This is a genomic window from Enterobacter sp. RCC_40 (assembly GCF_041360735.1).
GTDB classification, from domain to species: Bacteria; Pseudomonadota; Gammaproteobacteria; order Enterobacterales; family Enterobacteriaceae; genus Enterobacter; species Enterobacter ludwigii.
On sequence record NZ_JBFUPR010000001.1, the window covers coordinates 1,032,341 to 1,058,178 of the forward strand.

Annotated in this window: 23 protein-coding genes and 3 pseudogenes; 7 read left to right on the plus strand and 19 right to left on the minus strand. The window is 53.0% G+C overall.

Features of this window, described 5'->3' with window-relative positions:
- The first annotated feature begins 4 nt into the window (after nt 1-4).
- From silA to AB6731_RS04845, 3 genes are all read left to right on the plus strand, one after another.
- Entirely contained in the window at nt 5-3,139 is a 3,135-nt protein-coding gene (gene silA, locus AB6731_RS04835; RefSeq protein ID WP_371005960.1) for a Cu(+)/Ag(+) efflux RND transporter permease subunit SilA, read from the plus strand.
- A gap of 221 nt (nt 3,140-3,360) precedes the next feature.
- Nucleotides 3,361-3,669, plus strand: a complete 309-nt coding sequence (locus AB6731_RS04840) for a hypothetical protein (RefSeq protein ID WP_032678164.1) — start codon at nt 3,361-3,363, stop codon at nt 3,667-3,669.
- A 246-nt stretch (nt 3,670-3,915) separates the two neighbouring features.
- On the plus strand, nt 3,916-4,164 hold the full coding sequence (locus tag AB6731_RS04845; protein ID WP_139252553.1) for a hypothetical protein: 249 nt from the start codon (nt 3,916-3,918) through the stop codon (nt 4,162-4,164).
- A 45-nt stretch (nt 4,165-4,209) separates the two neighbouring features.
- Here AB6731_RS04845 and AB6731_RS04850 read toward each other — a convergent pair whose 3' ends face one another.
- The 5 genes and pseudogenes from AB6731_RS04850 to AB6731_RS04870 form a co-directional block, all read right to left on the minus strand.
- Nucleotides 4,210-5,412 carry a serine hydrolase domain-containing protein gene (locus AB6731_RS04850; RefSeq protein ID WP_371005961.1) on the minus strand — a complete coding sequence of 401 codons (1,203 nt, stop codon included), beginning with the start codon at nt 5,410-5,412 and terminating at the stop codon, nt 4,210-4,212.
- A 77-nt stretch (nt 5,413-5,489) separates the two neighbouring features.
- A pseudogene (locus AB6731_RS04855) lies at nt 5,490-6,053 on the minus strand (putative quinol monooxygenase); the annotation flags it as partial.
- A gap of 1 nt (nt 6,054) precedes the next feature.
- Nucleotides 6,055-6,156 (minus strand): annotated as a pseudogene (locus tag AB6731_RS04860) (flavodoxin family protein); the annotation flags it as partial.
- A gap of 94 nt (nt 6,157-6,250) precedes the next feature.
- A pseudogene (locus AB6731_RS04865) lies at nt 6,251-6,325 on the minus strand (superoxide dismutase); the annotation flags it as partial.
- A 375-nt stretch (nt 6,326-6,700) separates the two neighbouring features.
- Nucleotides 6,701-8,320: a mechanosensitive ion channel family protein gene (locus AB6731_RS04870; RefSeq protein WP_371005962.1), complete on the minus strand. Its 1,620-nt coding sequence runs from the start codon at nt 8,318-8,320 to the stop codon at nt 6,701-6,703.
- 226 nt (nt 8,321-8,546) lie between these two features.
- Between AB6731_RS04870 and AB6731_RS04875 the strand changes: the two genes are divergently transcribed.
- Nucleotides 8,547-8,909, plus strand: coding sequence for a DUF4406 domain-containing protein (locus AB6731_RS04875; protein ID WP_020884136.1), 363 nt, complete (start codon nt 8,547-8,549; stop codon nt 8,907-8,909).
- A gap of 60 nt (nt 8,910-8,969) precedes the next feature.
- Here AB6731_RS04875 and AB6731_RS04880 read toward each other — a convergent pair whose 3' ends face one another.
- Nucleotides 8,970-9,743: a DeoR/GlpR family DNA-binding transcription regulator gene (locus tag AB6731_RS04880; protein ID WP_050736794.1), complete on the minus strand. Its 774-nt coding sequence runs from the start codon at nt 9,741-9,743 to the stop codon at nt 8,970-8,972.
- 86 nt (nt 9,744-9,829) lie between these two features.
- On the opposite strand from AB6731_RS04880, the gene AB6731_RS04885 reads away from it, so the two are divergent.
- Together AB6731_RS04885 and tam are read left to right on the plus strand one after the other, a co-directional pair.
- Entirely contained in the window at nt 9,830-10,414 is a 585-nt protein-coding gene (locus tag AB6731_RS04885) for an NUDIX domain-containing protein (protein ID WP_047356491.1), read from the plus strand.
- Between the two features lie 82 nt (nt 10,415-10,496).
- Nucleotides 10,497-11,255, plus strand: a complete 759-nt coding sequence (tam, locus tag AB6731_RS04890) for a trans-aconitate 2-methyltransferase (protein ID WP_020884139.1) — start codon at nt 10,497-10,499, stop codon at nt 11,253-11,255.
- A gap of 6 nt (nt 11,256-11,261) precedes the next feature.
- Here the strand turns inward: tam and AB6731_RS04895 are convergent, their stop codons facing one another.
- The 5 genes from AB6731_RS04895 to AB6731_RS04915 all read right to left on the minus strand — a co-directional run bounded on the left by AB6731_RS04895 (nt 11,262) and on the right by AB6731_RS04915 (nt 16,251).
- Nucleotides 11,262-12,452 carry a cytochrome c biogenesis protein/redoxin gene (locus tag AB6731_RS04895; RefSeq protein WP_371005963.1) on the minus strand — a complete coding sequence of 397 codons (1,191 nt, stop codon included), beginning with the start codon at nt 12,450-12,452 and terminating at the stop codon, nt 11,262-11,264.
- Between the two features lie 137 nt (nt 12,453-12,589).
- Entirely contained in the window at nt 12,590-13,888 is a 1,299-nt protein-coding gene (locus AB6731_RS04900; protein ID WP_371005964.1) for an ATP-binding protein, read from the minus strand.
- Nucleotides 13,885-14,625: a response regulator gene (locus AB6731_RS04905; protein ID WP_025204193.1), complete on the minus strand. Its 741-nt coding sequence runs from the start codon at nt 14,623-14,625 to the stop codon at nt 13,885-13,887. Before AB6731_RS04905 ends, AB6731_RS04900 begins: the two co-directional genes overlap by 4 nt.
- Nucleotides 14,626-14,669: 44 nt before the next feature.
- On the minus strand, nt 14,670-15,665 hold the full coding sequence (locus AB6731_RS04910; protein WP_020884143.1) for an alpha/beta fold hydrolase: 996 nt from the start codon (nt 15,663-15,665) through the stop codon (nt 14,670-14,672).
- Nucleotides 15,666-15,810: 145 nt separating this feature from the next.
- Nucleotides 15,811-16,251 carry a GNAT family N-acetyltransferase gene (locus tag AB6731_RS04915; protein ID WP_014170062.1) on the minus strand — a complete coding sequence of 147 codons (441 nt, stop codon included), beginning with the start codon at nt 16,249-16,251 and terminating at the stop codon, nt 15,811-15,813.
- A gap of 143 nt (nt 16,252-16,394) precedes the next feature.
- Between AB6731_RS04915 and AB6731_RS04920 the strand changes: the two genes are divergently transcribed.
- On the plus strand, nt 16,395-16,943 hold the full coding sequence (locus AB6731_RS04920) for a GNAT family N-acetyltransferase (RefSeq protein WP_025204195.1): 549 nt from the start codon (nt 16,395-16,397) through the stop codon (nt 16,941-16,943).
- On the opposite strand, the gene AB6731_RS04925 is transcribed toward AB6731_RS04920, so the two are convergent.
- The 8 genes from AB6731_RS04925 to AB6731_RS04960 all read right to left on the minus strand — a co-directional run bounded on the left by AB6731_RS04925 (nt 16,931) and on the right by AB6731_RS04960 (nt 25,795).
- A complete protein-coding gene (locus AB6731_RS04925) occupies nt 16,931-17,845 on the minus strand; it encodes a bestrophin family protein (RefSeq protein WP_014170060.1) in 915 nt (304 codons plus the stop codon). The genes AB6731_RS04920 and AB6731_RS04925 overlap by 13 nt on opposite strands.
- 202 nt (nt 17,846-18,047) lie before the next feature.
- Nucleotides 18,048-19,499: a tagaturonate reductase gene (locus AB6731_RS04930; protein ID WP_371005965.1), complete on the minus strand. Its 1,452-nt coding sequence runs from the start codon at nt 19,497-19,499 to the stop codon at nt 18,048-18,050.
- Between the two features lie 117 nt (nt 19,500-19,616).
- The gene (locus tag AB6731_RS04935; protein ID WP_371005967.1) at nt 19,617-20,144 is read right to left on the minus strand and encodes an N-acetyltransferase family protein; all 528 of its coding nucleotides are present in this window, start codon (nt 20,142-20,144) and stop codon (nt 19,617-19,619) included.
- 82 nt (nt 20,145-20,226) lie between these two features.
- Complete coding sequence (locus AB6731_RS04940) at nt 20,227-21,192, minus strand: sensor domain-containing diguanylate cyclase (protein WP_014170057.1); 966 nt, start codon at nt 21,190-21,192, stop codon at nt 20,227-20,229.
- Between the two features lie 109 nt (nt 21,193-21,301).
- The gene (locus tag AB6731_RS04945; RefSeq protein ID WP_371005968.1) at nt 21,302-22,747 is read right to left on the minus strand and encodes a diguanylate cyclase domain-containing protein; all 1,446 of its coding nucleotides are present in this window, start codon (nt 22,745-22,747) and stop codon (nt 21,302-21,304) included.
- A gap of 113 nt (nt 22,748-22,860) precedes the next feature.
- The gene (locus AB6731_RS04950) at nt 22,861-23,217 is read right to left on the minus strand and encodes a DUF4186 domain-containing protein (RefSeq protein ID WP_063156408.1); all 357 of its coding nucleotides are present in this window, start codon (nt 23,215-23,217) and stop codon (nt 22,861-22,863) included.
- Complete coding sequence (gene glsB, locus AB6731_RS04955) at nt 23,217-24,143, minus strand: glutaminase B (RefSeq protein WP_244047987.1); 927 nt, start codon at nt 24,141-24,143, stop codon at nt 23,217-23,219. The genes AB6731_RS04950 and glsB overlap by 1 nt, the downstream gene beginning before the upstream one ends.
- 62 nt (nt 24,144-24,205) lie before the next feature.
- A complete protein-coding gene (locus AB6731_RS04960) occupies nt 24,206-25,795 on the minus strand; it encodes a methyl-accepting chemotaxis protein (protein WP_047356501.1) in 1,590 nt (529 codons plus the stop codon).
- Nucleotides 25,796-25,838: the final 43 nt, after the last annotated feature.

The following is a 25,838-nucleotide window of genomic DNA, read 5'->3' on the forward strand; positions in this document are numbered from 1 at the left end:
GATGATGATTGAATGGATTATCCGGCGCTCCGTCGCCAACCGTTTCCTGGTGATGATGGGCGCTTTGTTTCTCAGCGTCTGGGGAACATGGACTATCATCAATACCCCTGTGGATGCATTGCCCGATCTGTCTGATGTGCAGGTGATCATTAAAACCAGCTATCCCGGTCAGGCCCCGCAGATTGTTGAAAATCAGGTCACGTATCCGCTCACGACAACCATGCTGTCGGTACCCGGCGCAAAGACCGTGCGTGGTTTTTCCCAGTTTGGTGACTCCTATGTGTACGTCATTTTTGAAGACGGTACTGACCTCTACTGGGCCCGCTCACGCGTTCTGGAATACCTGAATCAGGTGCAGGGCAAATTGCCTGCCGGAGTAAGCTCAGAAATAGGACCAGATGCCACCGGTGTCGGCTGGATATTTGAATATGCTCTGGTGGATCACAGCGGAAAACACGATCTTGCAGAACTGCGTTCCCTTCAGGACTGGTTCCTGAAATTCGAACTGAAAACCATCCCTAACGTCGCGGAGGTTGCGTCAGTAGGCGGCGTGGTTAAGCAGTATCAGATTCAGGTTAACCCGTTGAAGCTGGCGCAGTACGGTGTCACGCTGCCCGGCGTTAAACAGGCTCTCGAATCATCTAACCAGGAAGCAGGGGGATCATCCATTGAAATGGCGGAAGCGGAGTACATGGTCCGCGCCAGCGGTTACCTTCAGTCCATTGATGATTTCAATAATATCGTTCTGAAATCGGGCGAGAACGGCGTGCCGGTTTATCTGCGCGATGTGGCCCGCGTGCAAACGGGCCCGGAAATGCGGCGCGGCATTGCAGAACTTAACGGCCAGGGCGAAGTTGCTGGTGGCGTCGTGATCCTGCGCTCGGGGAAAAACGCACGTGAAGTCATTACCGCAGTGAAAGACAAACTGGAGACGCTGAAAGCCAGCCTGCCAGAGGGTGTCGAGGTGGTGACCACCTACGATCGCAGCCAGTTAATTGACCGCGCCATTGATAACCTGAGTAACAAACTCCTTGAAGAGTTTATCGTGGTGGCCATCGTCTGTGCGCTGTTCCTCTGGCATATCCGCTCTGCGCTGGTGGCGATCGTTTCTCTGCCGCTTGGCCTGTGCATTGCCTTTATCGTCATGCATTTCCAGGGGCTAAACGCCAATATTATGTCTCTGGGCGGGATTGCCATTGCCGTGGGGGCGATGGTGGATGCCGCCATTGTGATGATTGAAAATGCACATAAACGGCTGGAAGAGTGGGATCATCAACACCCTGAGGAGCAGATAGACAACGCAACCCGCTGGAAGGTCATTACCGATGCGTCCGTTGAAGTGGGCCCGGCGCTGTTTATCAGCCTGCTGATCATTACCTTGTCGTTCATCCCCATTTTCACGCTTGAGGGACAGGAAGGGCGCCTGTTTGGGCCGCTGGCCTTCACGAAGACGTATGCCATGGCGGGCGCGGCCGCGCTGGCGATCATCGTCATTCCTATACTGATGGGGTTCTGGATCAGAGGGAAAATCCCCGCGGAGACCAGTAACCCGCTGAACCGACTGCTGATTAATGCCTATCACCCGTTACTGCTTCGTGTGCTCCACTGGCCGAAAACGACCATGCTGGTTGCGGCGTTAACTATTTTTACGGTCATATGGCCGCTGAGCCAGGTCGGGGGGGAATTTCTGCCAAAGATCAATGAGGGCGATCTGCTGTACATGCCTTCAACGTTACCTGGCGTATCGCCGGCAGAGGCTGCCGCGCTCTTGCAGACGACAGACAAATTAATCAAAACCGTCCCTGAAGTGGCGTCCGTATTTGGTAAGACCGGTAAGGCTGAAACGGCGACCGACTCCGCGCCACTGGAAATGGTCGAAACCACCCTTCAGCTTAAACCTGAAGATCAGTGGCGACCAGGAATGACGATTGACAAGATCGTTGATGAACTGGATAAGACCGTGCGTTTGCCCGGCCTGGCTAACCTCTGGGTACCGCCGATCCGTAACCGTATAGATATGCTCTCCACCGGCATTAAAAGCCCAATCGGTATCAAGGTGTCTGGCACCGTTTTGTCTGATATTGATGCCACGGCACAACGTATCGAAGCGGTGGCCAAAACCGTGCCGGGCGTGGTTTCAGCACTGGCAGAACGTCTGGAAGGCGGACGCTACATCGACGTGGATATCAACCGGGAGAAAGCATCCCGATACGGAATGACGGTGGGTGATGTGCAGCTGTTTGTCTCATCAGCCATCGGTGGCGCAACAACCGGCGAGACGGTTGAGGGCGTAGCCCGTTACCCGATCAATATCCGCTACCCTCAGGATTACCGAAACAGCCCACAGGCACTGAAACAGATGCCCATTCTGACGCCCATGAAGCAGCAAATTACCCTGGGCGATGTCGCTGATATTCGTGTCGTTTCCGGACCTACCATGCTGAAAACGGAAAATGCCCGTCCTGCCAGCTGGATTTATATTGATGCCCGTGGCAGGGATATGGTGTCGGTTGTGAACGACATTAAAACCGCTATCAGCCAGCACGTAAAATTAAGACCGGGCACCAGTGTCTCTTTCTCCGGACAGTTTGAATTGCTGGAGCACGCCAATAAAAAACTGAAACTGATGGTGCCGATGACGGTAATGATCATATTCATTTTGTTATATCTGGCATTCCGTCGTGTTGATGAGGCACTGCTTATTCTGATGAGTCTGCCATTCGCCCTGGTCGGCGGAATTTGGTTCCTGTACTGGCAGGGCTTCCATATGTCCGTGGCGACCGGAACCGGCTTTATTGCCCTGGCCGGGGTGGCAGCAGAGTTTGGCGTGGTGATGCTGATGTACTTGCGTCATGCCATTGAAGCCCATCCGGCGCTTGCCCAGCGGGAAACCTTTACCGCGGAAGGGCTCGATGAAGCCCTTTATCAGGGGGCGGTACTCCGCGTGAGACCGAAAGCAATGACCGTAGCGGTTATCATTGCCGGTCTGTTGCCCATCCTCTGGGGAACCGGTGCGGGCTCAGAAGTCATGAGCCGGATAGCCGCGCCGATGATTGGAGGAATGATTACGGCTCCGCTGTTATCCCTGTTCATTATTCCGGCCGCCTACAAATTAATCTGGCTGCGAAGACATAAATAAACGCGCGACGATATTAAAAGGACACGCTGGAGTGTCCTTTTTTATGCGTATGGGGCAGGGCGTTATTCCCCGTATGGCCCAGTGACAGAAATGTCATCAGCCCGTCACGGGATAAACAGAGGTCGGTTTTTATAATCAATGATAATTCAGACGCCGATGCATTTATCTCTGACTTTTCATTCAGCGATATTGCAGAGCATGTAAACTTAGGAGATTCGACCATGAAAAAGATCCTGTTATCCATTGTCACCATTATGGCTGTCACCTCATCTGGCTGGGCAGCAGAAACGATCAACATGCACGACCAGGTTAATAACGCTCAGGCAACTGCGCATCAAACCATGGCTGAGATGCACAAGAAAATGCTCAAAGCTGGCCCCTGTAATACTCCCGAATCGGCAAAGTCTTTCTCTGCGATGAATGAGCATGAGAAGGCCGCCGTTGTGCATGAAACGGCGAACAATGGGCAGTCTTCTGTTATTCACCAGCAACAGGCAGAGAAACATCGCCGTATGAATCAGGCGAATTAACTGGCGCGTGGTGGATGTCACGGGTATACGCCCCTCGAGTGTGGGGCGTTTTCAGCATCTTTTAGAAGTTCTTCTAAGGATGCAGCCACCGCTGAGCAGTATCATGCCGATACGGAGAAGCGCTGCAGTCAGAGATCTACTTTTATCTTCATCCCGGACCAAAAAATATGTAACATGCCTGAAGATTGTTAAAATAACGCACTTAACATATTTAGATTCCAAACTCACCACAAACAGATGATAAGAATGAAACAGAATAAAAATCATCCGCAAGATCCTGATAAGTTGTTACGTAATATGATCCTACTGAGGCGTGGGTGTTTCATTGGTGGCGCTGCAGTTGGTTTGCAGACATTACTTGGTGTGTTCACCCGACAGGACGAAGCGGGATCAATTTTATTTCATGTGCTTCTGGCTCTTTTCTGTATCGGTTATGGCCTATCACTAACTCCCCGGATACGTAAGCTTTTGCATACAGAGGAGAGCGATGAATGAAAGGAACCATAAAATGTTTACATGCAAGGTGTTTGTCAGTAGAGGTTACAGCGCGCGAGAATGTTCTTCTCTCTGGCTATCGTTCTTCGCCATATCCATTAATAGTGCGATACCAATATAGTTACTCCAGTTAAATGCATTTTGAAGCACGACTACCGCATTGCCTTTTTGTTTATCGAAACCGATAAAGCTTGAGTAGCCGCCAATATAGCCTACCTGATAAGTAATTTTTTCCAGACCGATAAAGTCGGTGGTCCAGGCAATCCCCTGTACACCGTCGGGGCGTTGAATATCGGTATTACTGACTTCAGCAAAGACGCTATCCAATAAGCGATTGTCGGTTGTCGCCACGTGATAGCGGGCATACGCGGCCAGATCTTCGGCGTTACTGTATAAACTCGCTGCCGCTACCATGTTGTTGGAAAAATGCCAGTCGGGCGTCAGCTGACCGCGCGGGATGAATTTGGGTTGATCGCCAGCGTGGCCAAGCGCACGCTGCGGGTATCCCTTTAACGTCTGGGGAGTAAAACTACTGTTAGCCATTTGCAGCGGTTGAAAAATATAGCGCGAGGCTAAACTCTGAATATCTTCGCCGGTTTTGTGTTTCAGGATATAGCCAATCAGGGCATAGCCGGTATTAGAGTATTGCGGCATTTTATGCTGCGGTGCATGCCAGTTGGCTAAATAGCGCAATACGTTATCGCTATCCAGTTCGCCATAAAAGTTATCACCACTGCTTAAATAGCTGATGAATTTTCCCAGCATCGGAACATCCATATTCTGACGGGGCAGGCCAGAGGTGTGATTCACCAGTTCCAGTAGAGTAATTTTTTGTGCATCTGCGCTTAAGGGCGTACCCGGTGGCAGCAATGTCGCCAGGTTATCGTCCCAACTCAGCCTTCCTTCGTTCACCAGACAAGCCACCACTTCCGCCGTAATCCCTTTGCTGAGCGAACCGAGGGCAAACAAGGTATTGGACCCGATCGGGTAGCGATTGGCCGCATCGGTTACGCCCCAACTGTAAAACTGCGGAGAACCGTAATTATGGATCACCGCAACCGTCATCCCGGGTACGGATTTTTGCGCCATATAGTGACGCACCACGCTATCAACGTCGCCGTCCAGCGATTTATGGGTGAGGAGTTCCTGTGTTCCTGCCGGGGAGGACATTTGCGAGAGCGTGCCACAACCGCTGAGTGACGGGATAACAAGCAGAAGCCAGCGAAAATGTTGAGTTATGTTCTGCATACCTGTCATGTGTGGTGGTCATTAGAGCGCCCGGAATGTATCACACCTGGCCTGCTTAAACGCCATTTTTCTACGCTTTAGCCGCCAGGGACGATATCTGCGGTTATCCCACCTTTATTACGCAGAAATAGTGGTTTGACAGGAATAGACGTTTTACGGGTACTGATGTGCGCCGTTTGCTTTAGATAATCCCTAAAGTGCGGCGTCTGTCTGTGGAGTTGATAATCTTCCTCACTGGCGTAAATCTCATAGAAATACCAGCGGTGGGGATCATCTACGTCTGTCGCGGCATACATGGCAAGCACACCTTTTTCTATGTTGAGCGACTGAGCCATTTCAGGAAGGACAATGTTTTTGAATTCGGTCTGATATTCCGGCTTCACCTCGACTACCACCAGATTATTGATGGTCCGCTCATCGGGTATGATGTGTTTGTCCCCTGTAAATTGCGGCACCAGTGTGATTTTCAGCTTCCGATCAATCATATCAGGAGCTTGAGCATCAAACGCTTTGTATGGAGCGGCATCCAGATGTTTGCGGTAGGCCAACTCGCTTGCATAAAGCTCAACCATATATGCCTGACGCGCATTGTCACTGCGTTTCAGCGCGTACATCGCCAGCGTGCCCGCCTCATGATCAACCTTCAGCGTCGGGCAGGGCTGTCGCCACCTCGTCAAGGATGGTGGCGTTGGCGACAGAATGGTTAAGTTCTGGATGTCCGGAAACGATAAGGATATTTTTCATTTCAATCAGTTATGCAGAATTGATGGATGTTTAACTCAGGCGTGTTTTCAGATGCAGCGTCTTAAAAAGACGGGACGTCAGCCACGCCGTGCTTTTAGTTTTTAAATTCTTCTGAGAAGAGATTTTCCCAGTTAATAAAGGAGCCAAGAGGAATGCACTCGAAGCTTAACGAAAAGGGTGAAAGCCCTGATTGATTTTTTGATCTCCGCGACCGAGCGATAAGGTTGCGCAGGCACAGGGCGAAGTCCCGCCAGTAGTGGCGGGAATGTGTTTAACGCTGCATGTTATTGCGTGTCTGGCGGATTTGCTGGCGCCATGCGCGATTATGAAGGGTAAATAGCAGCATCTTATAGAAGGAGGTAGGATTGCGTAATGAGTGTTGCCCATGAATGGATCATAATAGTCAATTTAACATAATATACATTATGCGCACTTACATAGATTAAGGCAGAATCTGGCTTTTTATGGTCATCCTTGTTCTGGTGTTTGACATCCTCTAATGCACCTTATCTGCTCCGAATCCTCTAAACCTGCATAGCCATCTTCACTCACGCTGTTTATTCTCTGGCTTCTCTGCCGGCGCTGCATACCAGTTATCTTCCGTCACGACGACCGCGCCTTCTGGTTGCATCACAAAGTTTGGCGACATGATTTGTACATTAAACTCGTTAAAGACATCCTGAATATTGCTGTGCAGTTCATTGCGGGCCTCCGCCAGTGATTGCCCGGCACGCAGCTTCACCTGAAGTTCATAAGCAATATACCAGTCCATCAAACTCAATTGTCTTACCAGCGGCTGTTGTGACTGATCGATACATTTCGCCCGTCTGGCGGCAATCTCCAGCATGGCATGAACTTGCCGCCATGGCGTGTCGTATCCGATAGTGACACCTGTCGTCAGGTTCACGCCACCATCTGGATTTTGCGCGCTCAGATTAGTGATTTTGCCGCTAACTACGACAGCATTCGGTACGGTTACAACATAATTCTCCCGCGTAATGATTTTCGTCGCGAGCATACCTATCTCTGTGACCAACCCTTCGTTATCCGCGACCCGAATGATGTCGCCTTTTCTCAATGCTCGCGAGTAAATCAGTACCAGGCCACTCATGGCATGGTTCATCACCCCGGCAGATCCCAGGGTCAACATCAGCCCAAAGAATACACTGATACCTTTAAAGGCCAGTGAATTGGCCCCGGGTAAAAACGGGTATGCCGCGGACAGAGCAAATAACCACACCACTACAGAAATTAACTTCCGCGTCGCGCCGACGGTTTCAGGATGGATCCCGGGAAGGTGTAAACGCCCTGCTTCTACCTGATTTAACAAGACTTTAAGGAGTTTTAGAATGAAGGCTGTGATAAGAAAAATAATCAGGACGATTAAAATGCCCGGCATAGCCGAGACAATAGACAGTGCGATATCCCGCAGAACACGCATGGTCCAGTCACCCAGCGATGCCCCCCAAACGCGCGTCCAGGGAAACAGACTGAATGACCAACTTAGCCAGATATAAAGCCCGAGAATACCCAGAATAATCATCAGCAAAGCATACAAACGAGTCTCAATCGCGCCGACAAACCTGCGCCAGCTTTGTGGAATGATACTGCGGTTCTCAAGAATGCGGCCTCGGTAAAAACGCCTTACTCCACGCCATGACCGCCAGGCACCGTACCAGAAAACAAACAGTGCCAGCAGCCCTGCGGCCGTTTTGCCTGCCGATAATGCCAGCCACCCGGCGTCATATTGATCGCGAAGCGCCGTACGTTGTGCCTCCATTCGGGTCAGCACACGTTGAGCTGCCTCATCAAGCGTCAGGTCGTCGCCCTCATCGAGATCGGCTTGTGCCAGTAACATCACCGGCTTGCCGTTCATCACAATCAGTCTTCCCGGTTGGTTGTAACGGGTAACCGGAATAATTTTCAGGGGCTCCCGAACATCCTGTTGAGAGAAATTGCGCAGCGTATTACGAATGCGCAAAACTCGCTCTTCAGGCGTGGTCAGACCGAATTTTGCCTGCAGCATAACAATCGGCTGATGGAAAATATAAATCGTTCTGGCGCGCTCCCGATCTGTCGGCTCCTGGCGCGGCTCTGCGGCTACGCTGAGAAAGGAGATTACCGAGAGCAAGCATGACACTGTAACGAGCAGGATCCTCTTCATTTCCACCCCCTGAAACGCAAGATTATTGTTATTTTTCAATACGCCCAGAGAATGGTTGATCTCTGCTTTTTGAGCATAGACCAGCTCTACTCTTCTGCAACTGTCTTAAAAAAACCATAATGCACAATATTGCTTGAAATTGCACGAAACTGGCGATTAATATGAAGCCAGAAACAAAAGACGCACAAATGTGCAAACTCATGCATTTTTACTTACTGAGGTTGATATGACACAACAGTTGATTTTAATCGCCGGCCCCTATCGTAGCGGCACCGATGGCGTGCAGGCGCGCATTGATGAAAACCTTGCTCGTCTTGAAAATGCGGCGTTAGCCGTCTATCAACGTGGCCACGTTCCGGTTATTGGCGAATGGCTGGCCTTACCGTTGGCAAAAGCGGCTGGCTCGAAATCGATGGGTGATGAAATCAGTGAAGCAATGCTGTATCCCGTCGCGCACCGACTCATTGCAAAATGTGATGCTATCTACCGGATTGCCGGCGCGTCCAAAGGGGCCGATATGGACATAGAGGTGGCGCAAACGCTGGGGCTTAAGATTTACACTGCGCTTGAGGATATCCCTCAGGTTTGATGTGGCCTGCCAGCCTGTCGGCTTACCGACAGGCCGGATCATAAAGGCTTTTCGCGTGGGTTATGCCTTTTCCCGTGCTGAGGTCATCACCACGGAAATCCCCTTTTCTTTTACCGCGTTAATCCAGGCGCTATCGGTATCGTCTTCAACGACAATCGTGTTCACCAGCGACAGATCGCCAATCACAAAAGATGACGCGGTATTGATTTTTTCGGGGGAAGCCAGCACAACCGTTTCGGCGGCTCTGCCGGAAAATGCACGTTTGATACTCGCCTCTTCAAAATCACCGGTCGTCAGGCCCGCATCAGGATGGATGCCAGTCACTCCCATAAAGAACAGGTCCGCATGGATTTTTTCGATGCCTTCGATAGCAGCCGCGCCGACCGCGACAATAGAGTGTTTATACAGACGGCCACCGATCAGGATAACCTCAATGGAGGGATGTTCGACAAGTCCCAGCGCAATGCCAGGGCTGTGCGTGACCACGGTTATCTTCAAATCAGGAGGCAGAAACGTAATCAGCTCTGACGTGGTCGTGCCGCCGTCAATGATCACCACCTGGCCGTCAGAAATCAGCTGCGCACCTTTACGGGCGACATTTTTCTTGGCATCCATCTTTACCGATTTACGCTCAGCAAACGGGGCAATGGCCGAGGATGACGGCAGCGCCCCGCCGTGAACACGCTGTAAACGCCCTTCTGCCGCCAGCTCGCGTAAATCACGCCGAATGGTATCTTCAGACACCGCGAAAAGCGTGCTGAGCGCTTTCGACTGGACCTGACCTTCAGCCTCGAGCTTTTCAAGGATCAATTGTTTTCGCTGCGTTGTGAGCATAAGGAATTCCTGATATTGCACGTTTAATCTTGAAACTGCACGACAATGCTGTTTATGATAATTACTCTACGTAAGGAGGAACAAACGTGCAATCAAAACGTGCAGATGTACGCATCATAGAAAGTGAAACACTGTCTGATAACTGGTACATCCTGAAAAAATATACCTTTGATCTGCAGCGACGCGATGGCGAATGGCAGCGGCAAAATCGCGAAGTTTACGACCGGGGAAACGGAGCCACCATCCTGCTTTATAACCGGGATAAAAAGACGGTGATCCTGACCCGCCAGTTCCGTTTCCCTGTCTTTATTAACGGGCACGAAGATGACCTTATTGAAGCTGCTGCGGGCTTGCTCGATAACATGGATCCGGAAAGCCGGATTAAAGCAGAAGCGGAAGAAGAGACCGGCTATAGCGTTTCCCGCGTTGAGAAAATTTTTGAAGCTTACATGAGCCCGGGCTCCGTCACTGAAAAACTCTATTTTTATCTCGCCGAATACCAGCCGAAAGACAGAACCAGTGAAGGCGGTGGACTCAAAGCGGAGGGTGAGGATATCGACGTACTGGAAATGACGCTGGAAGAGGCACTGCGCGGCATTGAAACGGGCAGGATTGTCGACGGGAAAACCATCATGCTGCTTTATCATATTGCCCTGAAAGGCATTCTGTAATTGCTGCAGGACAGACACCTGCCGCAGTGCAGGTGTCTGTGTGTGCTATTCTTGCTGAAGCATGCACAACGGAGATGCAAAGATGGCTGACTGGAACCCTTCCCTGTACCTGCGATACGGAGCCGAACGTACGCGCCCCGCCGCTGAATTGCTCGCCAGAATTCCCCTGGATGACGTGTCATCCATCGTCGATCTGGGCTGCGGGCCTGGAAACAGTACGGCGCTGTTAAAACATCGCTGGCCTTCAGCGCACGTCACAGGGGTCGATAACTCACCTGCGATGCTCGACGAAGCCCGCAGCGCCTTACCGGATTGCCACTTTGTTGAGGCCGATATCCGTCAGTTTAAGCCCGGCCAGCCGCTGAGCCTGATTTACGCCAATGCCTCATTGCAGTGGGTGCCCGACCACTACGATCTTCTGCCGCACCTGGTCTCTCTGCTCACGTTAAATGGCGTACTGGCCATTCAGATGCCTGACAACTGGCTTGAGCCCACTCATGTGGCGATGCGTGAAGTTGCCTGGGAGCAAGGCTATCCCGACCGGGGTCGTGAAGCCTTACCCGGCGTGCATGCCTATTACGACATTCTGACAGACGCCGGTTGTGATGTGGATATCTGGCGGACAACCTATTTCCATAAAATGAGCTCACACCAGGCCATCATTGACTGGGTAAGCGCGACCGGTTTACGTCCGTGGCTGCAGGAGCTTAATGAGAGCGAGCAGAAACGTTTTCTCAAGCGCTACCATGAAATGCTGGAAGAGCAGTATCCGCTCCAGGAAAACGGGCAGATACTGCTGGCTTTTCCACGGTTGTTTATCATTGCTCAACGTCAGCCCTGAGCAACGTTATGAGCGGGCCTCTTTAAGCAACTGCTGGATAACTTTTTCCTGTTCTTCATAGTTACCTTCACCAAAAGAGGTATAACGTAACTGCCCTTTGGCATCGAAATAATAATGTGCAGGCCAGTACTGGTTACCGAAGGCGTTCCAGATCTGGTAGTTATTATCCGTCACGACCCGATACGGCAGTTGCCATTTGTTCACCGCGTTTTTCACCGACGAGAGCGGTTTTTCCCACGGATATTCAGGCGTATGCACGCCGATGACCACCAGACCCTGGGACTGATATCGTGTGGCCCAGTCGCGGACATGCGGGAGCGTATGCTGGCAGTTGATGCAGTCCCAGGTCCAGAAATCAATCAGGACGACTTTACCTCGCAAAGATTCAGACGTGACAGGGTCACCATTAACCCATCCGGTTCCGCCACTTAACGAAGGCAACTGACTGCTGGGTTCGGTCATGACGACCGGCTGCAGTTTTACTGGCGCAGTGGCGGGCTTCGCCAGAGTCAACAGCGTGGTTTCAAGACGGTCTGCCACGCCATTTGCACCTTTCAGCACCGAGTTCATCCCCGTGGCGTTGAACGCCACAGCCGCTAACATCACCACGCCCGCCCCCTTGCGCATCCTTTCCATCAGTGCTGATTTGGCCCGCAGCGGTGCCATCAGTTTCCGACCACCGGCCATAAGCAGGCCCAGCATAAGCGCACATCCGCTGCCATACGCCGCCAGCAGCGCGCCGGTGGTGATGGCCGAATGACCTGCAATATTGATACTGAAAATAGCCCCGAGGATCGGTCCGGCACAGGGAGACCAGAGCAGACCGACGGCCAGTCCGGCCAGGAAAGCAGAAAACATTCCGCGCGTTTGTCCGCTGCGGGTATTGAGGATATTGCCCGCGCTGACCGCAGGCTCGGCTATACGCTGGGCGAAGGACGGGAAAATCAAGGCCAGCGCGGCTGTAGCCAGAATAATGAGTGCCAGCCAGCGCCCTATTATCGTGGCATCCGTGATCCATTCGCTGGCAACCGTGACAACCATCGCCACCACGGTAAACATCACGATCATCCCTGCCAGCAGAGCCAGGATATGTCTTCGCTGCCCCTGAAAACCGGCAAACAGAAGAGGTATCACCGGGAGCGTACATGGACTGAGCAGGCTTATCATCCCGCCCAGAAACGCGATTATCAAAAACATAAAAACCTCACATTACAGATGGCCTGCGACGCTGCAGTGAGGGTATTTCATCGTACGGATGTGTTTGGGATGTGTACAAAACGGGATGATTTGTCTGCTCTCGTATCGGTAACGGAACCGGATACAAAACCGTACAATTAGCGACGCGGCAGCGTTACCGTGACCTTCAGCCCGCCTTCAGGAAGGTTTGCCAGCCGCAGTTTCCCGTCAAGCTGCGCGGTCAGCTGTGAGGCAATCGCCAGCCCCAGGCCGGTTCCGCCGGTATCACGGTTACGCGAAGTTTCTACCCGATAAAAAGGCTGTAATACCGCGTCGAGTTCAGCCTCGGGTATCCCCGGCCCGCCGTCCAGAATATGGATAGCAATGTGTCCGGCTGAAGAATCATCAATCTCAATAACGGCATAGCCACCAAACTTAAGCGCGTTATCCAGGAGGTTGGTCATCACCCGGCGAAGCGCCTGCGGCCGAGTCACTATCGGCAGACGAGCGTCGTTTGCCTGAAACTGCACGTTTTTACCAATGTCCTGATAATCACAGGCAATGCTGTTTACCCAGGCATTGAGCTCCAGCTTTAGCGAGGTCTCTTCCAGAGATTCTGATGACCGGGCATAGGCAATCCCCTCTCGCACCAGACGGGTCATGTTATCGAGGTCGTTCAATAACTTGTCTCGTAACTCGGGTTGATCGGCCATCTCGACGCGCAATTTCATGCGCGTGATGGGCGTCTGCAGGTCGTGAGAAATGGATGCCAGGATCTGCGCGCGTTCGCGAAGATAGGATTGAATGCGCGCCTGCATCGCGTTAAAGGCATGCGCGGCTCTTTGCACTTCTACCGGCCCCTTCTCCGTCATTGGTGTGTTTGCCGCCGGGTCCAGCGCGTCAACCGCACGGGTAAACTGAGAAAAAGGCCGAATCACCTGACGCACGGCGATCCAGGCACAGGCCGCAAGCAGCAGCAGCTGCAATACCAGCACGACAGGTAACCAGCTGGCGACCGGCGGCATGCGTGGTGTCAGATCGATGGTCAACGGTGCGCCATCCCGTAAGGTGAGATGCGCCTGAATATGGGAAATGGGACCGGGAACGGCGGTAAACGTGAGCGGGTAGTCAGCCGTAAGGGTCTCTTTAAGCGTTCGAATGGCATCGCGTGAACGCTTATCCTCAGGCGGTGCGCCCGGTTCTCCAGGCCCGAGAATATAGCGATAGTTACCGCGCTCCAGCCGCGGCAGCCAGGCCGCCCGCTCCTGGGCGGGAAGCCGGTCAAGAATGGCCACGCTAGTGGCTACATCGTTTTCCAGATTACCCAGCATTACGGTGCGGGCGCTGTGCATGCGTTCAACCATCACCAGCGTCAGGCTGAGAGTATTCGCCAGCAAGAGTCCAGCCAGCACGATGACCAACAGCCGGGACAGCAACGAGCGTGGCCAAAGCGTCATTCATTGGCCTCTTTTATGGTCACCGGCATTGTAAAGACATAACCTTCACTGCGCACGGTCTTGATATAGGCCGGCGTGCGGGCGTCTTCATTCAGACGCTGACGCACCCGGCTCACCAGCAGATCAATCGATCGTTCAAAAAGCTCGGCATCGCGCCCCTGGGTCAGATTTAGCAGTTGATCGCGGGTCAGGACACGCTGAGGGTGATCGAGGAACACGCGCAGCAGACGATATTCCGCCCCGCTGAGCGCCACCACCATCCCTTCACTGTCGATTAAATGACGGGCCACGGTGTCCAGTTGCCATTCTCCGAACGTGACCAGTCGTCCGGCTTCCGTCACCTGTAAATTAGGGGGCATTGTGCGGAAACGACGTAAAATGGCTTTGATCCGCGCGAGTAACTCGCGTGCAACAAAAGGCTTCACGACATAATCGTCTGCCCCCATCTCCAGCCCCAGGATCCGGTCTGTTTCCTCGTTACGCGCCGTGAGCATCAGAATGGGCAAGTCTTTATGTTTACCGCTTCGGAGCTGACGGCACAGCGTTAATCCGTCATCGCCGGGCATCATGACATCCAGCACCACAAGATCGATATGCTGTTTATCAAGCACAACTCGCATCTCTTTGCCATTTGCCGCGCCAGAGGCGCGATATCCGGACTTAACGAGGTAATCGACAATCAGCTCACGAATATCCCTGTCGTCATCGACGACAAGGATATGATCAATATGCTCCACAGAAATCTCCAGACTGAAGGGTAACGTATTGAAAATAGCACATTTCAGAGTTTATCTGCGTCCACAACTGCGTTGACGAAATCCTGCGGATCTTCCTGCGGAGGATTGTGACCTACGGTTTTGCCAAAGGTACGGTGTTCATACTTGCCGGTGAATTTCCCGGCGTAGGCCTGTGGAGCAGGATGCGGCGCCCCGTTGTTTCCACCTTCGATGGTGATCGTCGGGACGGTAATATTCGGAAGCGTTGCCAGTTTTTGCTCATAACTGTCGTATTTGCGCTCCCCTTTTTCCAGCCCTAAACGCCAGCGATAGTTACTGAGCGTCACCGCGACATGGTCCGGGTTATCAAGGGATTTGGCACTGGCGTTAAACGTTGCATCGCTAAATTTCCAGTCAGGTGATGCCTGCGACCAGATCAAACGGGCGAAGTCATGGGTGTTTTTGGCGTAGCCTTCAGCACCACGTTCGGTGGCGAAATAGAACTGATACCACCACTGAACTTCTGCTTTCGGCGGTAAGGGTTGTTTGCCAATCTGCTGGCTGCTGATCAGGTATCCGCTGACGGAGACCAGCGATTTAACGCGTTCTGGCCACAGCGCCGCGACGATGTCCGCCGTACGGGCACCCCAGTCGTATCCTGCAAAAACGGCCTGCTTGATGTTCAGGGCATCCATCAGGTTCACAATGTCTTTCGCCATGGCCGAAGGCTGGCCGTTACGCGGCGTTTTGTCTGAGAGGAAACGGGTAGTTCCGTAGCCACGCAGAGAAGGCACAATCACCCGATATCCTTTGGCAGCCAGCGCGGGAGCGACTTGCGCATAACTATGAATATCGTAGGGCCAGCCGTGTAATAAAATGATCGGTTGACCATTTTTCGGGCCGATGTCGACATAACCGACGTTAAGGTCGCCGGCGTTAATCTGCTGAGGATGATCAAACGCCGTCGCGAAATCAGTACCGGTTGCTTCGGCCTGACAGGACATGACGGTACCAAGAGAAACGGTTAACGCCAGAGTTGAGTATGCGAGTTTGCTGAACATGTTGTTATCTCCGATTGAGTACGATTCACGGGGATATAACAACATCGGTTTGTATAGCGGATATGTGCGAATGGGCCTTTATTGCAAGCCTGTGTATGTATCAGAGGCGTTGATACAATGTGATACAAACACAGGTCATTGCGTCTTAAAGCGAGACGCGATAACGAACGTAATCGTCGGCTTCGCCATATTGGTCGTAGAGTTTACGTGCCGGGTTGTTCTGCCGCGTGACCCAGTAAAGTTTCGACCACCCTTCGCGCTTGCCTTCGTCCATCAGGGCGTCAATGAGCGCTTTTCCGGTCCCTGCTCCCCGTTGGCTGGCAGCAACAAACAGGTCTTCCAGATAACAAACGGGCGCTGTCGACCAGGTTCCTTCGTGCAAAATACACATGGCGAAGCCGATGACGTTGCCGTCGCTTTCCGCAACCCGGCAAAACATCGATGATCGCTCGTCGAGCGCCCTTTGCCATGTCGCGGCTGTCACGGACTCATCGAGGACACAGTCATAAAAATGGGTGTAGCCGTCCCACAGCGGACGCCACTGGGAATAATCTTCTGCGCGTAAAGCTCTTACCGTAACAGCCATATATTCCTCATATTACAAATCGAAAGCCTTTTAAAAGCAGTTATTGGTAGTAAAGAATTCCAGCACACCGAAAAAGAATGTGATAGAGATGAAAATATCAGAAGGTGAACAAGAACATAACGCTTAAACAGGGAGAACCACGGATGACAATACCGACGCTAACGACAGACCGCCTGTTACTCATTCCCCTGGTCGCGGAAGATGCCGTCCAGATACAGCGGCTTTATCCACGCTGGGAAATCGTTCGCTATATGGTCTCCTCAGTGCCCTGGCCCTACCCGGATAACGGCGCGGAGTATTATGTTAATAACGTTGCGCTGCCGGATATGGAAAAAGGCATTGCCTGGTTCTGGAGTATTCGACGTCGCGAGGTGCCGGATGAGCTGATGGGGATTATCTGCCTGTACGATGTTGAAGATAATAACCGTGGGTTCTGGCTGGCGCCGGAGTTTCAGGGTAAGGGATACATGCGTGAGGCCAGTATTGCGGCGACGGATTATTGGTTTAACACCCTGAACAAGCCGGTGTTGCGTGCGCCAAAAGCGGCTGCTAACAGCCGCTCCCGTCGTATTTCAGACAGTAGCGGCATGCGGCTTATCAGGACAGAAAAGAAAGCGTACGTCAGCGGCATACTGGACTCCGAACTATGGGAAATCACCCGTGACGAATGGAATGCCCGTCAGGTCAGTTGATAATATTTATCCGGTAACAGTCTTTCGGGGATCTCTTCTTCATCGTTCATCTGCAACAGGTCTCGTTCCATCATGTTGCAGATGGCGTCCAGCGGCAGGTCATTATCTTCGGTACCAAACGGGTCTTCCAGCTCTTCCGCCAGCGTATCCAGCGAGATAAAGGTGTAAGAAATCAGCGCCGACACAAAAGGTGTCATGTAGTGCAGATCGACGACCAGCGCGAACGGCAGCATGATGCAGAACAGATACACCGTACGATGAAGGATCAGCGTGTAAGCAAACGGTACGGGTGTCGTCAAAATACGCTCGCAACCCGACAGGACGATGGACATGTCGTTCAGCCGGTTGTTGAGACTGTGGAACAGGATATCTGAGAGCTCGCCATTGCGGCGCCTGACGGCAAGCCACTCCCCCATGATCAGTAAAATACGGTTCGCCGGCGAGTTGGCGTTCATCACCTTGCGTAAATCATCTTCCGGAAGATAACGGGAAAGTTGTTCGGCGTTCGTTTCCCGGCGCAGGGTCATGCGCAAACAGTTGGCAAAGGCAATCTGCAGGCGGACAAACTCGCCGAGATGTTTATCGTCCGGCAAGGTGTTTTTTACCTCGCGAAACAGAGAGCGTGCCGCTATCATCAGTTGCCCCCAAAGCTGGCGCGCCTCAACGTAGCGGGAATAGCAGGCGTTGTTTCGGAAACCGAGAAAGATAGCGATCGCCACACCGAGAATGCTAAATGGCGCAACGGTAAATTTGATGCCAAGGGACGTGTACCACGGCAGCATCAGGATCACGGCGATAGAAAGCAGAAAGTTGAGTAGCAAGCGGGTATAGATTTTTGGCAGTACCGAGCCATGCCAGACAAAGATGAGTTGTAACCAGTGCTGTTTAGGACGAACAATCATAGTGAGTTTCAGGAAAGAAAAAGAGCGTGGCTATTAAACGTGATCCCCCTCACGGTTGCAAGCATGTTAATAAAACATTGAATTTTCTGACCTGGTTAGCCTAAACCGCACGGTGTCAGAGGTGTTTTTTAAAAACAGAGCAAATAGTATGTTGTAACTAATAAGATTTCCATTAAAACCCGGCCGAAGCCGGGCAACGGTGTTAGCAGAGCGGTTTAACCGCCGCACGCATTCCCTGTAGCAGAATAGCATCCAGATCCCGCGTAACCTGCTCGACCAGGCCGTTAACCTGCGTAAGATTTTGCTCCCAGTGTTCGCTCACGCTCAGTACCGATTTTACCAGTTGGCGGGTAGTGATCTGGCGATCGTGATGCTGTGTCCACATCTGCTGGAAACGCGCCAGCCAGTGCGCGTCATCCTGTACCGGGTAACTTTCCCCGTTACGCTCCCCGCGATAAAACGCAATCAGTGCCGCTAAAGCAAACGTCAGTCGCGCAGGCAATGACCCGGTTGCTTTCTGCCCTGCCAGCAGCTGCGGCAGAATGCGGGTGCGGAACTTTGTCATCCCGTTGAGGGCAATCGACAGCAGCTGATGCCGGATGTAAGGGTTACGGAAACGGCCCGTTACCGCACTGGCGAACGATTCCAGCTCATCACGCGGCAAATCCAGTACCGGAATAATTTCCTCATAGATAGCTTTTTCGACAAAAGCACACACGTCAGCATCGTTCATCGCCTCGCCTACCGTGTCCAGCCCGGCCTGGAAGGCTACCGGTACCAGCGCCGTGTGCGCACCGTTCAGAATGGCGACTTTACGCTCTTTGTAAGGGCGGATGTCATCCACGATCAATACGTTGAGCGGGAACTTATCGAGACGCAGTTCGCTGGCAAGGGAGTCAGGGCCTTGAATCACAAACAGATAGAAGTTTTCGGCGGTATCCAGGAACCCGTCCTGATAACCCAGTTCAGCCTGCAGGGCGGCCACTTCGTCACGCGGGTAACCCGTTACAATGCGGTCAACCAGGGTCGAGCAGAAGCAGTTGGCATCGTTCAACCATTCAGTAAAGGCCGTCGGCAGCGCCCAATCCTGCGCGTAGCGCAGCACCAGTTCCCGCAGCGCATCCCCGTTGTAGTCAATCAGTTCACACGGAATGATGACCCAGCCTTTGTCTGGCGCACCGTTAAAATGACTGAAACGCTCGAAGAGCAATCGCGTCAGTTTCGCCGGGTAGCTGACGGCAGGCGCATCTTCAAAGGTGTCGCCCGCGTGATAACCGATCCCGGCTTCCGTGGTATTCGAGAACACAAAGCGCATCTCCGGGTTATGAGCCAGCCTGAGGAACGCATCGTATTCATTATAAACGTTGATTTCGCGGTTAACGGAACGGATAAGACGCGCATCGCTCACCGCGTCGCCCTTCTCGTTCAGGCCGCGAATGATCGTGGTATACAGTCCATCCTGCGTATTCAGCGACGGCGGAAAATCACTTTGAATGGGACGAACGACCACCACACCGGCGTTGAGATCGGTATGTTCGTTTAACAAGTCGATTTGCCAGTCGATAAACGCCCGCAGGAAATTGCCTTCACCAAACTGAATGATACGTTCCGGATAGTGTGGACCGGGAAAATCATGACGGTTAAGTGTGTTCACAATGGGTTCCTTTTATAATTAGTCATACAGCCTGATAAGATTGGTACGATAACTTATCAAAACTTTACGACCGGGAACCCTGTTTTGATCAATTCATGATGGAGTTGTGAAAAATAATTATAAGAACTTATAGAACACGGAGGTGGCGGTCATCGCGCCATCCGGCATCAATGCATAGCGCGGGATCTCCCCCACTTTTTGCCAGCCAGCACGCTGGTAGAACGTCTCGGCACCGCTGCCAGTCGACGTATCCAGTACCAGGACCGAAATGCCTCTGGCTCTGGCCTGAACTTCAAGTTCTTCCATCAGGGCCATTGCCGCCCCTTTACGGCGCGCTTTTTCATGGACCAGCAGTTTTGCCACATCCGCGCGATGCGGCTGATTCTCCGGCTGATCGGTGATCAACTGTACCGTGCCGATAACACCGTCCTGCGGATCGATACTGGCCAGCACAAGACGTTCATTGCGTCCCACGCTCTCAGCAATACCGCGCCAGAAAGCACGCGCTTTTTCCGGGCTAAAGGGCAACATAAAACTGACGGATGCGCCGCCGTTAACGCAGTTTTCGAGGATCGCGGACAACGCATCGAGGTGAGTGAGGATCTCTTCCCGGGAGAGGTTTTTGATGTGCAGTGAGGTATTCATTGTTTTTCCTTACGTTGAATACCGTCACTGTGCAATTAACATCTTATTAACGCAAACGGATCGATCATAGGCTTTTGTTATGTCATCTTTCGCGATGGCGCTGCTGCTTCATGGCATACATCTTTTCATCGGCCTCTTTTAGCCACTGTTGCAGGTCATGGCCATTGTGGTCGAATTCACTGAGGCCCCACGAGAACAGAAGCGACCACGGATGCAGTTTGCGGGCATTATAATTTTCGACCTGCTCGGCCAGATACTGCATCGCAATCCAGGCCCCCTGCTCATCCGTATCGGCGAACAGCACGGCAAACTCATCCCCACCAAAGCGAACCAGCAGATCCGCCTCACGGAAGGAGGAACGCATCAGTTGCGCCATCACGTTCAGCGCCTTATCGCCTTCCTCGTGGCCGTAGCGATCGTTTATCTCCTTAAAACGATCCAGATCCAGCCAGCCGAGGGTTAACGGCTCTGCACGGCGTCGGGCGACGGACAGGGTAAACCGGACGAGCTGATTAAAGCCCCGACGGTTGAATAAGCCCGTCAGTTCATCGGTAGTCGCCGCACTGACGGCGGCAAATTCATCTTCTGCCAGCGCGCCCAGGTCTCCCAGCACGGCAAGATCGGCCGCCGTAAACTCGCGCGGAGAATAATCAATCAGGCAAAGCGATCCGACGCTCGCGCCGTCGCGCAGACGCAGCGGGAAACCAGCGTAGAAACGAACGCCAGGCTCACCGGCCACCAGCGGATTATCGGCAAAGCGGTCATCCTGACGCATGTCCCCCACCACCAGCGGCGCTTCGCTGAGGATCGTATGGCCACAAAATGAGATATTGCGCGGGACAGAGTCCGGTGCCTGGCCATCCGCTGACTTCACGATCAGCGAATGCTCATCGATAAGATTGACCATCGCCAGCGGCACCTGGAAAAAGCGTTTTGCCAGACGCGTCAGGCGGTCAAAGGCCGGCGAACTGTCGATTTCAAGCAGGCCTGATTCGCGCAGCGAGTTCAGACGTTCCGTTTCATTTTCAGGGGTTGCAGGTGTTTTCATAACGTCTCCTGACGCAAGCTTTACTAAAAGCGTAGCTTAAACAGAGACATTGTCAGTGTACGAATATCCTGTTCAGACGCTATTTGTTAACGTCACTGGCTTATGACGACTAATGCAGTGATGTTTCGCTGCCGGACGTTGCAGTAACCTGCTCATCCGACAGCCGGGCGCTGGTCCGATTTCGCCCCGCTTTCTTTGAACGATAGAGATGATCGTCCGCTTCAGCCATCAGCTTATTAAAGACCTCCGTCAACTGCCATGACTCAGATTTACCGCTGCCCAGGCCAATGCTGACGGTCAGATACAGCGTCTGCTGGCGCCAGGTAAACGGATGATGTGCGACGGTGGTTCGGATGCGTTCAGCCAGTTCAAAACCGTGCTGCGCATCCCCGGAATTCACGACCACCGCGAACTCTTCTCCGCCCATTCGCGCCACCATACCGTCCTCACCGACAACCTGCTGAACCTGCCGGGCAAAGGCCGCCAGTACGCGGTCACCGCACTCGTGACCGTAGTTATCATTGATGCTTTTGAAGTAATCGATATCCAGCAGCATGACGGTTAAAAAACGCGAATGCCGGTGCGCCTCTTCTTGCTTTAACGCTTCATAAAGCCCGGAGCGGGAATAGACATGCGTTAGAAAATCATAATCTGCCCGCAGTGACACCTGGCGAATCAGTGAATTAATGGCCGCCACGCTGACGGAGACCATCACCGGACAAATAGCCATAGTGGCAATGCCCAGCCGGGCTGAGAACATCATCGGGGTCGAAAGCGGTGTCGCGACGGCAATATTGATAATGGAGTTGGCAACCAGAATGATCTCAACGGCGCCCGTGAGAAACGTCAGTAAACAGGTGACGGGCAGCGGGTAGCGTACCGCACACCAGATAAGCGCCGGCAGCGGGAAACAGAGGCTCCCCGCGCCGCCAATCACCACCGACGCGACCACCGAGACAATCAACGCCATAACCGGGAACAGCTGCTCCAGGCGTAGCTGAATATCACGCACGGGCAGGCTAATCGTCAGCATACACGGCACAATCAGCCCCCCCGTTGAAAACTGCTCGCTAAACCAGTCGGCAAACAGCGGCCAGAAGGTGTGACTGTCGATACCGACCGACCCCACCGCGCCAAGCAAGGCACACAGCAGCGCAGCAATCAGGCAGTAGTTAAACAGACGCAGCGCATTAAGCGGATCGGGGGTTTTCATCAGCCGTTTATCACGCAGAACCAGTATGGCGACCACGACGATAAAAATCATATTCGACAGGTTAATCACCAGCGAGGCCATTCCCCAGCTGGTGGTGACCGCGTCGTACATCAGCATGGCAACATACGCGATCGCGTAGTTATGCAGACGATTCAGATAAGCATAACGGGCGAATACTCCCGCCATAACGCCATTCAGTGGCCAGAACAGCGACAACGCTTCAACCAGACGCAATTCAGCACCCACAAAATAGAATAAGGTGGTGAAAATAAAGATCCACGACGCATTACGCAGCGGAGTATCGGGTTGAAAAAACCTGAAGGCAGAGAGAGCAGAACGCATTAAATATCATTCCGTATAATAACTTATGGCGATTATGTCGATCGTCAGCAGGATCTGAACTAACTTAACCTGCATCTATAACACAAATACAACAGGATCATAACTCGTCAAATTTAGGCGTTCATCTGCAGCACCAGCCAGTGGTGGATCACGCTGACGATATAATGCTGTTGCTGCGCGCTGAGCTGAACACCCTGCGGAATGTTATGCCACTTTGCCAGACAGCCACGACAACAGGTGGCGGTGGCATGCTGAGCTATAAACACCGGATGACCGCGCATGGGCGTCTGTTTCCCGTCATTGTTGGGATGGGCCGGTGCAAGACGCCGGGCAATAAAATCGGCGGCGTGCTGGTCAATGGTTTCGGCACCTTTGTCCCAGCAGTACTGCCGTTCCTTCGTGCCTAAGCGAAAGCGCGAACGAAAAGGCGATCGTGCCAGGCGGGCAAAAAGCGGATCCAGGGTCGACATCAGTATACGGAACGTCTCAGACGTTGGGTCAGTTTCTCCAGAACTGCCACACCGGCAAGTGAATTTCCCGTTTCATCCAGCTCCGGGCTCCAGACGGCAATCGCCATTTCGTGAGGCACGATTGCCACCACCCCGCCGCCGACACCCGATTTAGCCGGAAGACCGACGCGCCAGGCAAACTCTCCGGCGTTCTGATACATCCCGCTGGTCGCCATCAGGGCATTCACCTGACGCGCCTGCATGGGCGAGACAACATCTTGCGCGAGGTGCGGCGCATGCCCCTGATGGGCGAGGAACAAGAATGTCTGTGCCAGTTCAACACAGCTCATTTCCAGCGCGCAGTAATGGAAATAGTTTTGCAGCACGGTGGCGACATCGTTATGGAAGTTACCAAACGATTTCATGAGCCAGGCGATAGCCGCGTTACGGGCGGAGTGTTCAAACTCCGAGCGCGCCACCACCGCATTGTAGGCAATATCCGCGACGCCCGAGAGCTGGCGGACAATTTCAAGCATACGCTGGCGAGGGGCGCTGAGACGGCTTTGCAGCATATCGCAAACCACCAGCGCACCGGCATTGATAAACGGGTTACGCGGTTTACCCTGTTCAATTTCGAGCTGAAGCAGTGAGTTGAAAGGCTGCCCGGACGGATCTTTCCCCACGCGGTGCCAGATTTCGTCTTCCTCATACTGGCGCATGGCCGCAACCAGACTGAGTACTTTTGAAATCGACTGAATTGAAAAACGCTCGGTGGCGTCACCGGCCTGGTAACGCTGCCCGTCTACCGTACAAATGGCAATACCCAGCTTATTCCCGCTGACCGAGGCAAGGGCCGGAATATAGTCGGCAACCTTCCCTTTTCCAATTAACGGACGAACCTGCGACAGAATCTCGTCCAACATCTCATTATGGATGACCGCAGCCACACTTTGCTCCTTGCCCTCAGGCTAAAACGGGCTGCGAGTATAACAGAGGCTTATATGTTGCGTCAGGCGCTAAGACGAAAACGCGAAACCGCCTGCAATAAAAGATCGGATTGCTTATGCAGCCGTTCAGAGGCATCCGACGCGTCAGACACCAGCATGTCGGTCTGACGGGAAACCTGATTTAATGCCTGAAGCTGCCGCGTCATCTGATGAATGCTCTCCCCCTGGCTCAGGGTTGCTACCGAGATCTCATTCAGCAGACTGCTTAAATTAGCCACCAGCCCGATCACCTGCTGCAGATTATCTTCCAGCAGGTTAACGGCCCGGGAACCGTCTTCGATGCCCTGCAAAGAGTGATTGATCAGTGCCTGAATAGTCTGCGTCGAGTGGCTGCTCTTTCTGGCCAGCAGCCCCACTTCCCGGGCGACAACGGCGAACCCGCGCCCGTGGTTCCCCGCATGGGCAGCCTCGATGGCCGCATTCAGTGCCAGAATGTTGGTCTGAAACGCCACGCTGTCGATCATCGCCACAATCCCGCGCATCTCTGACGATCGGTCAACGATCGCCTGCATGGAGGCATTGACGGTTGTCATCATCCGATCGCCACCCGCGGCTACCTGGCGCGCCTCGTCCGCCCTGGAACTGGCGAGTTTTGCATAACCTGTATTCCCTTCTACGTGGTTTTCCAGCGCGGCAATGTGTGTCGTCACATCCTCAAGCTCTTTCGCCTGACGAGCCGACTGCAGATACAGCTTCTGGTTGCCCTGCGCCAGCGAGCCTATATTTTCGACCATTGCGTGGGTGGCATTGCTGACCTGGGTCACCAGTTCCTGCAGTCCGTCCTGCAGGGTGGAAACACTGTCGCTCAACTGTCCGATCTCCTTGTTAAAGCGCAGCACGCCCGGCGGTGTACCGGACAGGTCTCCTGCCGCCAGCTGGTTAATATGAGCAATCAACCGACGCAGCGGCGTAATGACCCAGCGGGACATGCCGAACCACACCAGAACGGCGATGGCAAGTAGCAGAACCGGTGCAATCAGGAAGAGCGTTTGCAGGCCAGAGAGTTGTGCCATCAGGCTCTGGCGGCCCTGCATCGCCTGCTTCTCGCTGGCCTGCTGATAGCGGGCATAGTTTTCGTTGAAGTCAGTCTGAAAAGCCTGGGCAGGTACGGCAAAAAAGGCATCGATCGTGTTGGTCTTGATGAGCCCTTCCGCCTGCTCCTTGATGGCACCGTAGAAAAGCTGGTAGCTGGTGATCAGGGCGTCATCTTTTGGCGGATTAAGCGCCAGCCAGGCGTTCCAGGCCTGCTGAGAAACCGTCAGCGACGCCTGAGCTTCGTCCATCAGGCTGTGCCAGCTTCCTTCAGAGCCGGTCTCTTTATCCTGCATAAACCAGACGCCGGAGCGGTTAAGCAGATCGCTTGCTGCCAGCAGAGACACGCGGGCCAGATCCAGTTTGCTCTGTTGCTGGTACGCCAGCAGATTTTGCTGCTCGTTGCGCTGAGCGTCCTTCAGGGAAGCATTGAGCAAAAATGAAGAGGAGAGTTGCAGTGCGGAGAAAAGACCAATAATACAGAAAATACCGGTCAGCAGGCCAAACTGACGAGGGATGAGGCGCTGCGCAATACGGCGAAAAATTTGCGTTAGGTTCATAATTTTCTTCAGTAACAAGACGTTAGACGCGTGCGAGTCTACG

Bases quoted from the DNA above. Each gene is read 5' to 3' on its own strand.
- silA (WP_371005960.1), top strand. From the start codon at position 5: ATGATTGAATGGATTATCCGGCGCTCCGTCGCCAACCGTTTCCTGGTG.
- AB6731_RS04840 (WP_032678164.1), top strand. From the start codon at position 3,361: ATGAAAAAGATCCTGTTATCCATTGTCACCATTATGGCTGTCACCTCA.
- AB6731_RS04845 (WP_139252553.1), top strand. From the start codon at position 3,916: ATGAAACAGAATAAAAATCATCCGCAAGATCCTGATAAGTTGTTACGT.
- AB6731_RS04850 (WP_371005961.1), bottom strand. From the start codon at position 5,412: ATGCAGAACATAACTCAACATTTTCGCTGGCTTCTGCTTGTTATCCCG.
- AB6731_RS04870 (WP_371005962.1), bottom strand. From the start codon at position 8,320: ATGAAGAGGATCCTGCTCGTTACAGTGTCATGCTTGCTCTCGGTAATC.
- AB6731_RS04875 (WP_020884136.1), top strand. From the start codon at position 8,547: ATGACACAACAGTTGATTTTAATCGCCGGCCCCTATCGTAGCGGCACC.
- AB6731_RS04880 (WP_050736794.1), bottom strand. From the start codon at position 9,743: ATGCTCACAACGCAGCGAAAACAATTGATCCTTGAAAAGCTCGAGGCT.
- tam (WP_020884139.1), top strand. From the start codon at position 10,497: ATGGCTGACTGGAACCCTTCCCTGTACCTGCGATACGGAGCCGAACGT.
- AB6731_RS04895 (WP_371005963.1), bottom strand. From the start codon at position 12,452: ATGTTTTTGATAATCGCGTTTCTGGGCGGGATGATAAGCCTGCTCAGT.
- AB6731_RS04900 (WP_371005964.1), bottom strand. From the start codon at position 13,888: ATGACGCTTTGGCCACGCTCGTTGCTGTCCCGGCTGTTGGTCATCGTG.
- AB6731_RS04910 (WP_020884143.1), bottom strand. From the start codon at position 15,665: ATGTTCAGCAAACTCGCATACTCAACTCTGGCGTTAACCGTTTCTCTT.
- AB6731_RS04915 (WP_014170062.1), bottom strand. From the start codon at position 16,251: ATGGCTGTTACGGTAAGAGCTTTACGCGCAGAAGATTATTCCCAGTGG.
- AB6731_RS04920 (WP_025204195.1), top strand. From the start codon at position 16,395: ATGACAATACCGACGCTAACGACAGACCGCCTGTTACTCATTCCCCTG.
- AB6731_RS04925 (WP_014170060.1), bottom strand. From the start codon at position 17,845: ATGATTGTTCGTCCTAAACAGCACTGGTTACAACTCATCTTTGTCTGG.
- AB6731_RS04935 (WP_371005967.1), bottom strand. From the start codon at position 20,144: ATGAATACCTCACTGCACATCAAAAACCTCTCCCGGGAAGAGATCCTC.
- AB6731_RS04940 (WP_014170057.1), bottom strand. From the start codon at position 21,192: ATGAAAACACCTGCAACCCCTGAAAATGAAACGGAACGTCTGAACTCG.
- AB6731_RS04945 (WP_371005968.1), bottom strand. From the start codon at position 22,747: ATGCGTTCTGCTCTCTCTGCCTTCAGGTTTTTTCAACCCGATACTCCG.
- AB6731_RS04950 (WP_063156408.1), bottom strand. From the start codon at position 23,217: ATGTCGACCCTGGATCCGCTTTTTGCCCGCCTGGCACGATCGCCTTTT.
- AB6731_RS04960 (WP_047356501.1), bottom strand. From the start codon at position 25,795: ATGAACCTAACGCAAATTTTTCGCCGTATTGCGCAGCGCCTCATCCCT.